Origin of the sequence: Ruegeria sp. SCP11, assembly GCF_040329455.1 — a bacterium.
GTDB lineage: Bacteria > Pseudomonadota > Alphaproteobacteria > Rhodobacterales > Rhodobacteraceae > Ruegeria > Ruegeria atlantica_E.
Window position 1 is genome coordinate 190,506 of record NZ_JBDZYG010000007.1, and the last position, 13,920, is coordinate 204,425.

The window sequence follows — 13,920 nt, forward strand, 5'->3', positions numbered from 1 at the left end:
ATGACCACGCGATCCGTCCGAAGTTCGGTTTCCTATCACGCCGGACAGGCGGCGGAGCAGCAGGTGGCGTCCGAATACGAACGGCGCGGGTTCTCAATCGCGCATCGCCGCTGGCGCGGCGCCGGGGGTGAGATCGATCTTATCGCCCGCAATGCAGACGGCGTCGTTTTCATCGAGGTCAAGAAAAGCACTAGCTTTGAGGTTGCTGCGACCCGGATCAGCCGCCGTCAGATGGACCGCATCTATGCCTCTGCCGCGCAGTTTCTGGAAACTGAACCTGAAGGGCAACTGACCAACGCCCGGTTTGACGCCGCATTGGTGGACGCAACCGGGGCCGTTCAAATCATCGAAAACGCCTTTGGTCAGGCCTGATCCCCATTGAACCCCCGGCCCCGCTGGGCCATGTATCTGGCGTGAAACTGAGGGACACGCTATGAAAATCGCCTTTCAGATGGACCCAATCGGGGCCGTGGACATTAATGCAGACAGCTCCTTCCGACTGGCCGAAGAGGCACAGGCGCGCGGGCATACGCTGTTTTTCTACGGGCCCGATCAACTGGCCTATCAGGAAGGGCGCATCACTGCCCGTGGACACGACTTGACAGTCCAGCGCGTGGCGGGCGAGCCGGCCGAACTAGGGCCTGAGCGTGAGGTTGATCTGGCCGATTTTGACGTAATCTGGCTGCGTCAAGACCCGCCGTTCGACATGCATTACATCACCTCGACCCACCTACTGGATCGTCTGAAAGGGCGGGCGCTGGTAGTGAACGATCCGTTTTGGGTGCGCAATTACCCCGAGAAGCTGCTGGTTCTGGACTTCCCCGACCTGACGCCACCAACAACGGTTGCGCGCGATTTGCAGACCATCAAGTCGTTCAAGGAAAAGCACGGCGACGTGATCCTCAAGCCGCTTTATGGCAATGGCGGTGCGGGTGTGTTCCGGCTGGATGCGAATGACCGCAACCTAACCTCTTTGCATGAGCTGTTCACCGGTTTCTCGCGCGAACCGCTGATCGTTCAGAAATTCCTGCCCGATGTGAGTAATGGCGACAAACGAGTGATCCTGGTGAATGGTGAGCCCGTTGGCGCGATCAACCGGGTTCCGGCTGCGGGTGAAACACGCTCGAACATGCATGTGGGCGGGCGTCCCGAAAAGATCGGCCTGTCGGAGCGCGATCTTGAGATTTGCGCCGCGATTGGCCCCTTGCTGAAGGAAAAAGGACAAGTTTTCGTCGGGATCGATGTGATTGGGGACTATCTGACCGAGATCAACGTGACATCTCCGACCGGTATTCAGGAACTGGAGCGGTTCGATGGCGTGAACGTCGCTGAAAAGATCTGGCAGGCGATTGAGGCCAAGGTCTAAGATGCTACTTTGGCGCTGATTCGAAAGCTCAGCGCCTCGGCCACGTGGGGGCGTCTGACGTCGGATGCGCCCTCCAGATCAGCAATCGTCCGCGCCACGCGCAGAATGCGATGAAAGGCACGGGCGGAGAGGCCGAAACGCTCGGCGGCTTTCAACAGCAACTCCTTGCCCTCGGCGTCCGGTGCCGCGATCTCTTCCAGCATCTTGCCTTCGACGTCGGCGTTTTGTCGGGTTGATGTGCCCGCGAAACGGTCTGCCTGAATGGCGCGGGCCGCTTCGACGCGCGTCGCAACCGTGGCCGAGCTGTCACCCGAAGGTGGCAGATCGAGATCAGTGAACCCGACCGGCGGGACCTCAATCCGCAGATCGAACCGATCCATCAACGGGCCGGATATGCGACCCAGATAATCCTCGCCACAGACAGGCGCGCGCGAACAGGCGCGGGCCGGGTCGGTCAGGTATCCGCACTTGCAAGGGTTGGCGGCAGCCACCAGCATGAACCGGCAGGGGTATTTCACATGCGCATTGGCGCGCGCAACCATGACTTCTCCGGTTTCGATGGGTTGGCGCAGGGTTTCCAGAACCGTGCGGGGAAACTCGGGGAATTCGTCCATGAACAGGACGCCGTTATGGGCTAGTGAGATTTCCCCCGGTTTCGCGCCTTTGCCGCCCCCGACGATTGCAGCCATCGAGGCAGTGTGGTGCGGCTCGCGAAACGGGCGGGTGCGGCTGATGCCACCTTCGTCCAGCAATCCGCACAGGGACTGGATCATCGACGTTTCCAGTGCCTCGGTCGGGGTCAGCGGTGGCAGAATTCCGGGCAGGCGGGCGGCCAGCATGGACTTGCCCGACCCCGGCGTGCCGATCATGATCAGGTGGTGCCGTCCAGCGGCCGCGATCTCGAGCGCGCGTTTGGCTCGTTCCTGCCCTTTCACATCCCGCAGATCGCGGGCGCTGGGTACGAGGTTGACCTCTCCGGGCTGGGCGGCGGGCAAGGGCGACTGGCCGGAGAAATGGCGCACCACATCGCCCAGAGAGCCTGCCCCGATCACCTGCGTAGCATCGACCCACGCGGCCTCGGCACTGGAGGCGCGGGGGCAGAGCAATATGCGATCCTCGGCGGCAGCGGTCATGGCGGCCGGCAAGGCACCGACCACAGGCACCAGCGAGCCGTCTAACGATAGCTCACCCAAGGAAACTGCCCCTTCGGCGGCATCCGCTGGGATGATCTCAAGGGCCGACAGCAATGCCACGGCGATTGGCAGGTCGAAATGACTGCCCTCTTTAGGCAAGTCGGCGGGCGACAGGTTTATGGTGATCCGTTTCGACGGTAGCGCGATGGCCATAGAACTCAGTGCGCTGCGTACCCGGTCGCGGGCTTCGGAAACGGCTTTGTCAGGCAGGCCGACGATGGAAAAGGCGGGCAGGCCCGGCGATACGGCGCATTGCACCTCGACCGGGCGTGCATCGACACCCTGAAAAGCAACAGTATGAGAACGGGCGACCATGAACGACCTTTTTGGTTAACAAGTCGTTGCTGCCATGGCTGCGGTTTAAGAATGGTTAACGGCGGTGATCATTTCGGTGAATTTCGGCCAAGCGCCCGGGTCCGCGACGGTTTTGTCACGGCAGAATTGGTTGCAAAAGCCCCAACACTGCCCGTTCAACTCTAGAAAATGCGTAACTGGCTTGCTGGAATAAGGGCAGGTGTCGTTAACCGATGGGCCTCCCTCGACCGTGTGCGCTTCAGATTGGCCACCGATTGGCCAGGCCGAGGAAGGCAGAGCCAGCGCGTAGGGGAACGGGTCGTAGTCCACGGTCATCCCCATCGCCCGCCATTGTCTTACCGTGGGGTCGGACAGCAATTCCAAGCAGTAGTCGCGGTTGGCCCCTGACACCGGTAGGCCGTACCCGATGATCCGTGCCGCGACCGGTGTGTAGAAGACATCCGCTAGGGAATAGTTGCCGAACAGCGGGCCAGACGCCGCGCCGAAGACATTGCGTGCGTGCGCCCAGAGGGTCTCAATCCGTTTCAGATCGGCCTGCGTCTTGTGCGACGGCTCAAACTCCTGCCAGCAGTGTTTCAGCTGCATCGGGCACTCCCCGCGCAAAGAAGCAAACCCGGCGACCATCTCAGCGCATAGCCACCGCGCGGCGACGCGGGCGGCGGGGTCAGTAGGCCACAGCCCGGCCTCTGGGTGGCGTTCGGCCAGCGTTTCGGCCATGGCGAGGCTTTCGCCCACCACAGTGCCGTCGGGCAGGCGTAGGGCGGGCACAAGACGCGCCGGGGCGAGGGGCTTCATATCCTCGGTCATGGTGCCGGAATAGAGGCCGATCATGTGGTTTCGATAAGGCAGACCGAACTTCTCCAGCATCAGCCAGCCACGCATGGACCAGCTGGAAAACAGGCGGTCTCCGATAAACAAATCATAAGTCATGCTACAAGGATGGCGCGGTGTGACTGTTCCGTAAATCAGTGATTTGTGTGGTGTGTGATCACGGACAGTGATTGATTCGTCCTACTGACCAGCGGTCGCCGTGGTGGGTGATTTCGGTGACCGAAAGGTTGTCGATCCGGTGGCTGAACGCCTCTTGGGCATCGAGTCCAAGGGCGCGCTGGACCTGCGTCAGGATCACGCCGAAATGGGCGACGATGATCAGATCGCGGCCTGTATGATCGGCGATCAGGCGGTCGATCACGACGTCGACGCGCGCTCGAACGTCGTTCCAACTTTCGCCTTCGGGCGGGCGCACGTCACCGGGGTTATCCCAATAGGCGAAGGCGAGGTCGGGGTCTTCAGCCTCGATCTCTTTGAAGCCGCGCAACTCCCACGTGCCGAAATGGATTTCGCGCAGGTCGACGTGATGGGGCAGACGCTGGCGCGAACCCTGGATGGCCGATGCCGTATCCGCGGCGCGAGACAAATCGGAGGAGATCACAAGTGCATCTGCCGGCAGGTGATCGTGCAGGCGTGCGATAGCGCCGTGATCGCTGAGGTCGGCGGGCAAATCGGACCAGCCGACCATCGTCTTTGCATGGGTTGGCCCGTGTCGGACCATATGCAGGCGGGTCACGGCATTTGCCCTTTCAACACCAGTGGCAATCCAGCGGTAACTTGTACCACCAGATCGGCCTGTGACGCTAAAGCAATGTTCAATCGACCCTGCGCCTCACGAAACTGGCGGGACAGGGCGCTGTCCGGCACGATCCCGTGGCCGACCTCGTTTGAGACGATCACCACAGGTGCGCGGCAGGACTTCAGCACCTGCAACAGGTCGACCTGCGCCTGTTCCAGATCGTTCTCGACCAGCAGATGGTTGGTTAGCCACATGGTGGCGCAGTCGATCAGGCATACGTCTTCCGGTGTCAGATCACCCAAAGCAGGGCCAAGGTCGAACGGGGCTTCGACTGTCGTCCAACCTGCGCCGCGCTGAGAGATATGACGCTGGACCTTGTCGCGCATCTCGTCATCAAACACTTGTGATGTGGCGAGATACACCCTCTTTTTCTTTGCAGATACAACAAGTTGTTCGGCAAATGCCGACTTCCCCGAGGCCGCGCCGCCCAACACAAAGGTTAAATCCGGATACACTATAATTACCTTTCTGGTGATCCACCCGGTTTTGTTCTGCGTATCGACCCTAGGTCGGCAAGGCAAGTCCGGCCCGCGCCTGTGAAAAGGGGAGATTTCAATGGCACTGGACAATGCGAACGATTTTTCGATGTCCCGTCAAGCGATGAAGGCCGAACTGCTGGACGCGGAGACCGAACTCAAGCTGGCATATGCGTGGCGCGATGAACGCGACGAACAGGCCCTGCACCGGCTGATCACGGCCTATATGCGGTTGGCGATTTCCATGGCGGCCAAGTTCAAGCGCTATGGCGCGCCGATGAATGACCTGATTCAAGAGGCTGGATTGGGCCTGATGAAAGCGGCCGACAAGTTCGACCCTGACCGGGGCGTTCGCTTTTCGACCTATGCGGTCTGGTGGATCAAGGCCAGCATCCAGGACTACGTTATGCGCAACTGGTCGATGGTGCGGACCGGCTCGACCTCATCCCAAAAATCGCTTTTTTTCAATATGCGTCGGGTCCAGGCGCGGCTGGAACGCGAGGCTGCGACAGAAGGAATGGACCTGGATCGCCACCAACTTCACCAGTTGATCGCCGCCGAGATTGGCGTGCCTCTGCGTGATGTCGAGATGATGGAAGGTCGGTTGTCCGGCTCGGATTTCTCGCTCAACGCCGTACAATCCGCGGACGAGGACGGGCGCGAATGGATAGATGCGCTTGAGGATGAAAGCGAACAGGCTGCCGAGACGGTGGAAAACAGCCACGACACCGAGCAACTGCGCGAATGGCTGGTGATCGCCATGCAGGCGCTGAACGATCGCGAACGGTTCATCGTGCGGGAACGCAAATTGCGTGAACCGGCCCGGACGCTGGAAAGCTTGGGGCAGGAGCTTGGGCTGTCCAAGGAGCGTGTGCGCCAGCTTGAAGCCGCAGCTTTCGTTAAAATGCGCAAGAACCTTGAAGCTCAATCGCGTGAGGTGCAACACTTCATCGCATGAGACAGCTTGCGATTCTGCTTTGTGCACTTGTGGTTATGGCCAGCCCCAGCCATGCCGATGACCTGATACCTGAAGATATTTTGTCTGCGATGACATCGGCAGACGTAGTTATCTTGGGCGAGATTCACGACAACCCACAGCACCATGTCATTCAGGCAGAGGCCTTGAAGGCGATCACGCCCTCGGCTGTTGTGTGGGAGATGGTGACAGAAGAGGGCGCGCAGCGCCTCGCGGATAAGGCGGTATCCGACCCAGAGGAACTCTCAAGAATTCTGGAATGGCTCGAGTCCGGCTGGCCGCCGCTCAGCATGTATTACCCGGTTTTTCAGGCGTCGGACGCACCGGTTTATGGGGCGATGGTGCCACGCGCCGCAGCTCGTGCCGCAATGGAGCGGGGCGCTGCCACCGCTCTTGGTGCGGATGCCGCGCGATATGGTTTGACCGTTCCCTTGCCGACCGAAGAACAGGCGGCACGGGAGGCCGATCAACTGGCGGCGCATTGTGACGCAATCCCGGAAAGCGCCCTGCCGCAACTGGTCGCCATTCAACGTCTGCGTGATGCGGTGCTGACCCGCGCCATCCTACGCGCCACCGATGAAACCGGCGGCCCGGTCGCGGTGATCACGGGCAACGGTCACGCTCGCAAGGACCGGGGTATTCCGACCTTTCTGTCTCGTCTGAGCCCGGGTCTGACCGTGTTTGTGCTGGGCCAATCCGAGGAAGGCATGGTCGAGGGCGAATTCGACGCGGTGATTGACAGCCCGGGCATCGAACGCGAAGACCCCTGCTTGGCCTTTAAGACTCAGAATTAACCGCTGGAACTGTCCGGTTCCCTTGCCTAATGTCGGGGCCGACCGGGACGGGAAGGGTTCAACATGTTGGCATCGAAACGCATTCTGCTGATCATCGGCGGCGGGATCGCGGCCTATAAGTCGCTGGATCTGATCCGGCGACTTAAGGAACGTGGAGCATCAGTCACTCCTGTATTAACCCGCGCTGCCGAGGAATTTGTAACTCCGCTGTCTGTGTCAGCTTTGGCTGGAGAGAAAGTCTATCGCGATCTTTTCGATCTGACGGATGAGGCCGAGATGGGCCATATCCAGCTCTCGCGCTCTGCCGATCTGATTGTGGTTGTCCCGGCGACCGCTGATCTGATGGGCAAGATGGCCGGGGGGCTGGCGAATGATCTGGCCTCGACTCTGTTGATGGCGACGGACACGCCGGTTCTATGTGCGCCAGCGATGAATGTTCGGATGTGGGATCACCCCGCAACGCAGCGCAACCTGAAGCAGTTGCAGGTTGATGGAGTGCGTTTTATTGGACCAAACGAGGGCGATATGGCCTGCGGTGAATACGGACCCGGCCGCATGTCGGAACCTTTGGAGATTGTTGCGGCTATCGAAGCGGAACTTGGCAACGGCCCGCTCAGCGGCAAACGCGTTCTGGTGACTTCCGGCCCGACGCATGAGCCTATCGACCCGGTGCGGTACATCGCAAATCGGTCTTCGGGGGCGCAGGGTACGGCAGTGGCTCGGGCGCTGGCAGCGCTGGGGGCCGAAGTGATCTTCGTGACCGGCCCAGCAGACGTTCCCCCGCCTGAGGGAGTGCAGGTTGTGTCAGTTGAAACCGCCAAACAGATGTCCGACGCAGTAGATGCCGCGCTGCCAGTGGATGCAGGCGTGTTTGCAGCCGCAGTGGCGGATTGGCGCGTGGCCAGCGCCTCGGACAAGAAATTGAAGAAAAGCCGCGACGGGCTGCCCGCGCTGGAGTTTGCCGAAAACCCCGACATTCTGAAGCGCATCTCGCATTTGGAAAAGGGTCGCCCCGCATTGGTTGTTGGCTTTGCCGCCGAAACAGACAACGTCATTGAACACGCCACCGCCAAACGCGGGCGCAAGGGCTGCGACTGGATCGTAGCCAATGATGTCAGCCCGGCTACGGGGATTATGGGTGGGTCTGAGAACGCGGTGATCCTGATTTCGGACGCAGGGGCCGAGGAATGGCCGCGCATGGGCAAGGATCAGGTCGCCGAGCGCCTGGCGCTCAAGATCGCTGACGCTTTGACCAGCTAGACAAGAGGAGCAGTGATGGTTGCAATTCGTGTGATCCGCGAGGAGGGCGCTGATCCGGCGGTGCCTTTGCCATCGTATGAAAGCGCCGGGGCCGCCGGTGCGGACGTGCGGGCGAACCTGCCGGATGGGGCTCCGATCAAGCTTGAACCCGGCCAGCGCGCCCTCGTGCCGACTGGTTTGCGGATCGAAATCCCGCAAGGGTTCGAGGTGCAGGTCCGACCCCGCTCGGGCCTGGCACTGAAACACGGCATCACCCTGCCCAACACGCCGGGCACAATTGATAGCGACTATCGCGGTCCGCTGGGTGTGATCGTTCTGAACGCCGGGCAAGAGGTGTTCGAGATCACCCATGGTGAGCGTATCGCGCAACTGGTCGTAGCTCCCGTCGTGCAGGCTTCGTTTGACGTCGCTGATGCGCTTAGCGAAACAGCACGTGGCGCGGGTGGTTTCGGGTCGACCGGGCGCGGCTGATGCTGCTGGTTCTGATCCTGGCTGCGGGCCTGTGGGGTATCGGCTATCTGGCCGGCGTGTCCCGGATCGCGCGCATGACGTCGGTCGGTGTCCTGTTACTGGGGGTGATCACAGCGCAGTTGGTCCTTCCAGATGGCCATCCATTGCGCGAGGCGACCGGCGATTCTGCGGCGATGTGGCTGATATTAGCTGGCACCGCGTTGCTGGTTCTGCTCTATGGGCAAGTGCTGAAAGTGTTGCGCAATCGCGCGGCGCCAGCCTCAGCCCAGGAGCCCGCGATGCCTTCCGACCAGTTCACTGAAATCGAGCTTGAACGCTATGCCCGCCACATCGTCCTGCGTGAGTTGGGCGGGCCGGGTCAGAAGAAGATGAAACAGGCGCGGGTGCTGGTCATCGGTGCCGGCGGGTTAGGCGCGCCCGCCCTGCAATATCTGGCAGCCGCCGGAGTCGGCACCATCGGCGTGATCGACGATGATGAGGTTGAAAACGCCAACCTGCAACGGCAGGTGATCCATCGCGACGCTGATATCGGCATGCCCAAGGTTTTCTCGGCACAGCAGGCGATGCAAGCGCAAAACCCTAATGTGGTTGTCTTGCCCTATCACCGCCGACTGACTGATGAGATCGCGTCCGAGCTGTTTGACGATTTTGACGTGATCCTCGACGGCACCGATAATTTCGACACGCGCTATCTGGCCAATCGCACAGCGGTGGCGCTCGGCAAACCGTTGATCTCTGGCGCGCTGTCGCAGTGGGAAGGCCAGCTGAGTGTCTTTGACCCGGCCAATGACTCCCCCTGCTATCAGTGCATATTCCCCGAGGCTCCGGCCCCCGGATTGGCTCCATCCTGCGCCGAGGCCGGGGTGATTGGCCCTCTGCCCGGTGTGGTGGGGTCGATGATGGCGGTTGAGGCGATAAAGGTGATCACCGGCGCAGGGCAAGCCTTGCGCGGTGAGATGTTGATCTACGATGCACTCTACGGTGAAAGCCGCAAGATCACCTTGTCCCGCCGCGCCGATTGTCCGATCTGCTCGCGAACTCAAAGCTAGGTACAATCGCCGCACGCGTCAGCGCGCGGCTTGGCCCAACCCCGCCAAGGCGCATCTTAGGTGCGCGCTGCGGGGGCGGGAGTATCTATCCCAGCGCCTCATCCAAATCGGCAATCAGGTCCTCTGCATCCTCCAAGCCGACCGACAGTCTGAAAATTCCGTCGCCTGCATAACGTCGGTAATCCTCCAACTGCGCGCCCTGCAATTGGAACGATGTCTCCATCAGCGCGTCGGTCCCCATCCAGAAGATCAAACTGCGATGATGACCAAGCGACACCGCGTAGTGAATGACCTTCAGCCGTTCAATCATCTGCTGTGCGACACGCTCACCATCTGCGGTGCTGCCGACCTGAAACGAGATCATGCCTGACATGTTGGTCATTTGCCGTTTTGCCAGATCCGCCTGCGGATGTGAGGCCAAACCCGGATAGATCACGCGGCTCACTCTTGGATCAGCCTCCAGCCAGTCAGAAACCGCCTTGGCGCCGACCTCATGGGCTTTCATCCGAAGGGGCAGGGTCGATGCTCCACGCGCGATCAGCCAGGCATTGAAAGGTGATAATATTCCGCCGTGGTGAATAGCTGCCTCGGCGCGCATTTTCGAGACCAGTTCGCTCGGTCCGGCCACGGCTCCACCGATCGCATCCCCGTGACCCCCAATATATTTGGTGATCGAATGCATGGTCAGGTCGACACCCAGCGCCACTGTATCCATCCCAAGAGGCGAGGCAAAGGTCGCGTCGCAGCTCAGCAGCGCACCAACCTGTTTGGCCAGCTTCGAAATCTCAGCCAGATCGGTTAGGCGGTTGATCGGATTGACGGGTGTTTCCGTGTGGATCAACCGTGTGTTCGGGCGGATCGTCGCCGCCACCGCGGTCAGATCGGACATGTTCACGGCAGACACTTCAATGCCCATGCGGGGAAGGGTTTCCCGCGCAATTTCTGCCACACCGGCATAGGAAACGTCCGAAATCACTAAATGGTCGCCGGCTGACAGAAAGGTGAAAAAGATCGCAGACGCAGCCGCCATTCCCGACGCCGTGGCGAGACATGCTTCGGTCCCCTGCAACGCGGCGATTTTTGCCTCCAGCCCAGCCACGGTCGGATTGGCCCAGCGGGAATAAACATAGGGGCTGTCGGGAGTCAGGTCATGGGCTGAAAACCCGGCAAGGTCTTCTGTGACATAAGTCGAGCTCATGTGAATCGGGGGTGCAGAGGCGTTGGTCGAAGCATCGGGCGGATCGCCCGCATGAATAGCCGTCGTCATGATCCCCGCAGATCGGTTTGATTTGCTCATATCCTGTCTCCTTTCCTGCTGACCCTGCGTGCGACGCATGGATTGAGCAAGAAGTTTAACGACAGAAAGTGACGGGTTTGTCGCGCGCCCTCTGGACCATTCCAACCGGCCTCCCTAGCTTGACGGGCAAAGGAGATCCGCATGACCAACCCGATCCTGTCCGACTGGACAACACCATTTGAAATCGCGCCGTTTAATGCAATTTCCGATGACGATTTTGCCCCTGCGCTGGACCAGGCCATGCAGGCCCACAACGCCCAGATTGACGCGATCGCAAGCAACGCGGACACTCCCTCATTCAGCAACACGATCGAGGCGCTTGAGGCCGCAGGCGAGGAGATGGATAAGGTTCTGTCGGTGTTTTTTACTGTCGCAGGTGCAGACAGCAACGCCAAACGCGAGGAGTTGCAACGAGACTTTTCACCCAAGCTGGCGGCGCATTTCTCGGGCATTTCTTCGAACAAGGCCTTGTTTCAACGCGTGGCCGATCTGTGGGCGCGCAAGGATGAATTGGACCTGACCGAAGAACAGGCCCGAGTTCTTTTGCTAACTCATCGCGGGTTTGTCCGCGCAGGTGCGGCGCTGCAGGGTGAGGAAGATGCCCGCATGCAGGAAATCAAAGCGCGATTGGCCTCGCTAGGGACCTCTTTCACCCAGAATCTTCTGGCCGATGAACGGGACTGGTACATGGCTCTGACTGAGGATGATCTGGAAGGTCTGCCGGAATTCGTCGTGGATGCCGCCCGAGCCGCCGGAGAGGAAAAGAGTGCGGATGGGGCCGTTGTTACCTTGTCCCGGTCGTTGATCGTGCCATTCCTGCAATTCTCGTCTCGCCGTGATCTGCGGGAAAAGGCGTATCAGGCTTGGACCGCACGAGGAGCAAATGGTGGTGAGACAGATAACCGGGAGATCGCCGCTGAAATTCTGAACCTGCGGGAAGAGCGCGCGAAACTGCTGGGCTATGACAGCTTTGCCGATTTCAAGCTGGAAACCGAAATGGCCCGTACGCCCGAAAAGGTGCGTGACTTGCTGATGCAGGTGTGGGAGCCAGCCAAATTGCGCGCTGATGCAGACGCAGAAACCATGACGCAGATGATGCAAGAAGATGGCGTCAATGGTCCTCTGGAAGCGTGGGACTGGCGCTACTACGCCGAGAAACGCCGCAAGGCCGAGCATGATCTCGATGAGGCTGCGTTAAAGCCCTACCTGCAGTTGGACCGAATGATAGAGGCCGCCTTTTCCTGCGCCAATCGCCTGTTCGGGCTGGAATTCGCGCCTCTGGACGTACCGCTCTATCACCCCGATTGCCGCGCGTGGGAGGTGACGCGGAACGGCCAGCATATTGCGGTGTTTATTGGCGACTACTTCGCCCGAGGATCAAAGCGGTCAGGTGCGTGGTGCAGTGCAATGAGGTCTCAGGCCAAGTTTCCCAAGGTCCAGGCGCCCATCGTGATCAATGTTTGCAACTTCGCCAAAGGCGACCCAGCATTGCTGTCTTATGACGACGCGCGGACCCTTTTCCATGAATTCGGCCACGCGCTGCACCAAATGCTGTCCGATGTGACCTATGAAAGCATCTCGGGTACCAGCGTGGCGCGGGATTTCGTCGAACTGCCAAGCCAGCTTTACGAACATTGGCTGGAGGTGCCTGAGGTTCTTTCGGAATTCGCTACGCATGCTCAGACTGGCGAAGCAATGCCGCAGGAAATGCTGGAGAAAGTACTTAAGGCCGCCAATTTCGATCAGGGGTTCCAGACGGTGGAGTACGTGGCTTCGGCGCTGGTCGATCTGGCGTTCCACGATGGGGCCGCGCCTGCCGATCCGATGGCAAAACAGGCCGAGGTGTTGGCCGAGATCGGGATGCCGCAGGCCATCGGGATGCGCCACGCAACGCCGCACTTTGCGCATGTCTTTGCGGGTGACAGCTATAGTTCGGGCTACTACTCATACATGTGGTCCGAGGTCATGGATGCCGACGCCTTTGCTGCATTCGAAGAGGCGGGTGGCGCATTCGATCCGGAACGCGCCAGAGCACTGGAGAACAACATCTTGTCCACCGGTGGTTCTCGCGAGGCAGAGGAACTTTACTTGGCCTTTCGCGGGCGCCTGCCGGGGGTTGAGGCTTTGCTGAAAGGGCGCGGCTTAATTGCCGCCTAATACCCTAGGTCGCGATTGACGAGGTGCAGGAAGGGTTCGCCCACCTCACCTCGGCGAATATTCTCGCAGATAACCTGCGCTGCAGTGACGGGCCTGGTCTCCGAAGCGATATGCGGCGTTACCGTCACGTTCGGATGCGCCCAGTAAGGGTGCTCGGGCGGCAAGGGTTCCACCCGGAAAACGTCTAACGTGGCATGGCCGACCTGTCCGGAATTCAGCGCGGTCAGCAGCGCGTCATCGTCAATCAACGGGCCCCGGCCCGGATTGATGATGCACGCGCCTTTGGGCAGCAGGGCCAGGGTTTCAGAATTCAGGGTATTCACGGTCGCTGGTGTATCGGGCAGCAGCAGAACAACGATCTCGGCCTGCGACAGAGCGGCACCCAACCCCTCCTCGCCGTGCATGCAGGTTATGCCGGCGATGTCTTTGGCTGAACGGCTCCAACCGGTAACGTTGAAATTCAGTGCAGCCAATGCGTGGGCAGTGGCTTTGCCGAGGGCACCCAGCCCCAGCACACAGACCTGACGCTCTGTCGCAAGTGGCGGGGCATCAGGCGTCCAGTTTCCATCCTGAACGGTGATGTGCTGATCCATCCCAAGGTGATAGCGCAGCACGTGGCCAACCACCCATTCGGTCATTCCCTGCGTTAATCCGTGATCCACCATTCGTGCCAGCGGTACGGTCAGGGAGTCATTATCCGCGATTTTCTCAACCCCGGCCCAGAGGCTGAGCACGGCTTTCAGCCGCGTATAGGGGGTGAAATCCAACAATCCCCCGTTTGGGGCATAGACGACGTAATCGACCTGATCCGGTTCGAAGTCGGGGCCAAGGCGGAAATCCACCCCGGCCTCAGTCAGACCTTTGGTCAGCAATGGCTCATACACGGGCCACAGGGTAGGGCGCGCGGAAAATAGGACGTTCACGGTCATGACGGGC

At 60.2% G+C, this 13,920-nt stretch carries 14 protein-coding genes; 8 read left to right on the plus strand and 6 right to left on the minus strand.

The features are described 5' to 3' along the window. Both ABLN94_RS12945 and gshB read left to right on the plus strand, forming a co-directional pair. Positions 1-372, plus strand: a complete 372-nt coding sequence (locus ABLN94_RS12945; protein WP_352992923.1) for a YraN family protein — start codon at positions 1-3, stop codon at positions 370-372. 61 nt (positions 373-433) lie between these two features. After that, positions 434-1,366 carry a glutathione synthase gene (gene gshB, locus ABLN94_RS12950; RefSeq protein WP_352992924.1) on the plus strand — a complete coding sequence of 311 codons (933 nt, stop codon included), beginning with the start codon at positions 434-436 and terminating at the stop codon, positions 1,364-1,366. On the opposite strand, the gene ABLN94_RS12955 is transcribed toward gshB, so the two are convergent. From ABLN94_RS12955 to cobU, 4 genes are read right to left on the minus strand one after another with little or no spacing between them, the layout of a single operon-like run. After that, positions 1,363-2,874: a YifB family Mg chelatase-like AAA ATPase gene (locus ABLN94_RS12955; protein ID WP_352992926.1), complete on the minus strand. Its 1,512-nt coding sequence runs from the start codon at positions 2,872-2,874 to the stop codon at positions 1,363-1,365. The two genes, gshB and ABLN94_RS12955, sit on opposite strands and share 4 nt — an antisense overlap. Positions 2,875-2,919: 45 nt before the next feature. Then, the gene (locus ABLN94_RS12960) at positions 2,920-3,804 is read right to left on the minus strand and encodes a glutathione S-transferase (protein ID WP_352992928.1); all 885 of its coding nucleotides are present in this window, start codon (positions 3,802-3,804) and stop codon (positions 2,920-2,922) included. Positions 3,805-3,862: 58 nt separating this feature from the next. Continuing rightward, a complete protein-coding gene (locus tag ABLN94_RS12965; protein WP_352992930.1) occupies positions 3,863-4,441 on the minus strand; it encodes a histidine phosphatase family protein in 579 nt (192 codons plus the stop codon). Next, entirely contained in the window at positions 4,438-4,959 is a 522-nt protein-coding gene (gene cobU, locus ABLN94_RS12970; protein WP_352992932.1) for a bifunctional adenosylcobinamide kinase/adenosylcobinamide-phosphate guanylyltransferase, read from the minus strand. The genes ABLN94_RS12965 and cobU overlap by 4 nt, the downstream gene beginning before the upstream one ends. Positions 4,960-5,059: 100 nt before the next feature. On the opposite strand from cobU, the gene ABLN94_RS12975 reads away from it, so the two are divergent. The 5 genes from ABLN94_RS12975 to ABLN94_RS12995 all read left to right on the plus strand — a co-directional run bounded on the left by ABLN94_RS12975 (position 5,060) and on the right by ABLN94_RS12995 (position 9,530). Beyond that, a complete protein-coding gene (locus ABLN94_RS12975; RefSeq protein ID WP_352992934.1) occupies positions 5,060-5,938 on the plus strand; it encodes an RNA polymerase factor sigma-32 in 879 nt (292 codons plus the stop codon). Further along, positions 5,935-6,750 (plus strand): ChaN family lipoprotein, encoded by an 816-nt coding sequence (locus ABLN94_RS12980; RefSeq protein WP_352992935.1) that lies wholly within the window; start codon positions 5,935-5,937, stop codon positions 6,748-6,750. Before ABLN94_RS12975 ends, ABLN94_RS12980 begins: the two co-directional genes overlap by 4 nt. A 63-nt stretch (positions 6,751-6,813) precedes the next feature. Then, on the plus strand, positions 6,814-8,010 hold the full coding sequence (gene coaBC / locus ABLN94_RS12985; RefSeq protein WP_352992936.1) for a bifunctional phosphopantothenoylcysteine decarboxylase/phosphopantothenate--cysteine ligase CoaBC: 1,197 nt from the start codon (positions 6,814-6,816) through the stop codon (positions 8,008-8,010). Between the two features lie 15 nt (positions 8,011-8,025). Next, entirely contained in the window at positions 8,026-8,481 is a 456-nt protein-coding gene (dut, locus tag ABLN94_RS12990) for a dUTP diphosphatase (protein ID WP_352992938.1), read from the plus strand. Further along, positions 8,481-9,530, plus strand: a complete 1,050-nt coding sequence (locus ABLN94_RS12995; protein ID WP_352992940.1) for a HesA/MoeB/ThiF family protein — start codon at positions 8,481-8,483, stop codon at positions 9,528-9,530. The genes dut and ABLN94_RS12995 overlap by 1 nt, the downstream gene beginning before the upstream one ends. 85 nt (positions 9,531-9,615) lie before the next feature. Here ABLN94_RS12995 and ABLN94_RS13000 read toward each other — a convergent pair whose 3' ends face one another. Further along, positions 9,616-10,827, minus strand: coding sequence for a trans-sulfuration enzyme family protein (locus tag ABLN94_RS13000; RefSeq protein WP_352992942.1), 1,212 nt, complete (start codon positions 10,825-10,827; stop codon positions 9,616-9,618). A 141-nt stretch (positions 10,828-10,968) separates the two neighbouring features. Between ABLN94_RS13000 and ABLN94_RS13005 the strand changes: the two genes are divergently transcribed. Then, complete coding sequence (locus ABLN94_RS13005) at positions 10,969-12,984, plus strand: M3 family metallopeptidase (RefSeq protein ID WP_352992944.1); 2,016 nt, start codon at positions 10,969-10,971, stop codon at positions 12,982-12,984. Here ABLN94_RS13005 and ABLN94_RS13010 read toward each other — a convergent pair. Further along, positions 12,981-13,913, minus strand: a complete 933-nt coding sequence (locus ABLN94_RS13010) for a 2-hydroxyacid dehydrogenase (protein ID WP_352992946.1) — start codon at positions 13,911-13,913, stop codon at positions 12,981-12,983. The two genes, ABLN94_RS13005 and ABLN94_RS13010, sit on opposite strands and share 4 nt — an antisense overlap. Positions 13,914-13,920: the final 7 nt, after the last annotated feature.

Coding starts and splice junctions, on each gene's coding strand:
- dut (WP_352992938.1), top strand. CDS start 8,026: ATGGTTGCAATTCGTGTGATCCGCGAGGAGGGCGCTGATCCGGCGGTG.
- ABLN94_RS12960 (WP_352992928.1), bottom strand. CDS start 3,804: ATGACTTATGATTTGTTTATCGGAGACCGCCTGTTTTCCAGCTGGTCC.
- ABLN94_RS12980 (WP_352992935.1), top strand. CDS start 5,935: ATGAGACAGCTTGCGATTCTGCTTTGTGCACTTGTGGTTATGGCCAGC.
- gshB (WP_352992924.1), top strand. CDS start 434: ATGAAAATCGCCTTTCAGATGGACCCAATCGGGGCCGTGGACATTAAT.
- ABLN94_RS13000 (WP_352992942.1), bottom strand. CDS start 10,827: ATGAGCAAATCAAACCGATCTGCGGGGATCATGACGACGGCTATTCAT.
- ABLN94_RS12975 (WP_352992934.1), top strand. CDS start 5,060: ATGGCACTGGACAATGCGAACGATTTTTCGATGTCCCGTCAAGCGATG.
- ABLN94_RS13010 (WP_352992946.1), bottom strand. CDS start 13,913: ATGACCGTGAACGTCCTATTTTCCGCGCGCCCTACCCTGTGGCCCGTG.
- ABLN94_RS12945 (WP_352992923.1), top strand. CDS start 1: ATGACCACGCGATCCGTCCGAAGTTCGGTTTCCTATCACGCCGGACAG.
- coaBC (WP_352992936.1), top strand. CDS start 6,814: ATGTTGGCATCGAAACGCATTCTGCTGATCATCGGCGGCGGGATCGCG.
- ABLN94_RS13005 (WP_352992944.1), top strand. CDS start 10,969: ATGACCAACCCGATCCTGTCCGACTGGACAACACCATTTGAAATCGCG.
- ABLN94_RS12995 (WP_352992940.1), top strand. CDS start 8,481: ATGCTGCTGGTTCTGATCCTGGCTGCGGGCCTGTGGGGTATCGGCTAT.
- ABLN94_RS12955 (WP_352992926.1), bottom strand. CDS start 2,874: ATGGTCGCCCGTTCTCATACTGTTGCTTTTCAGGGTGTCGATGCACGC.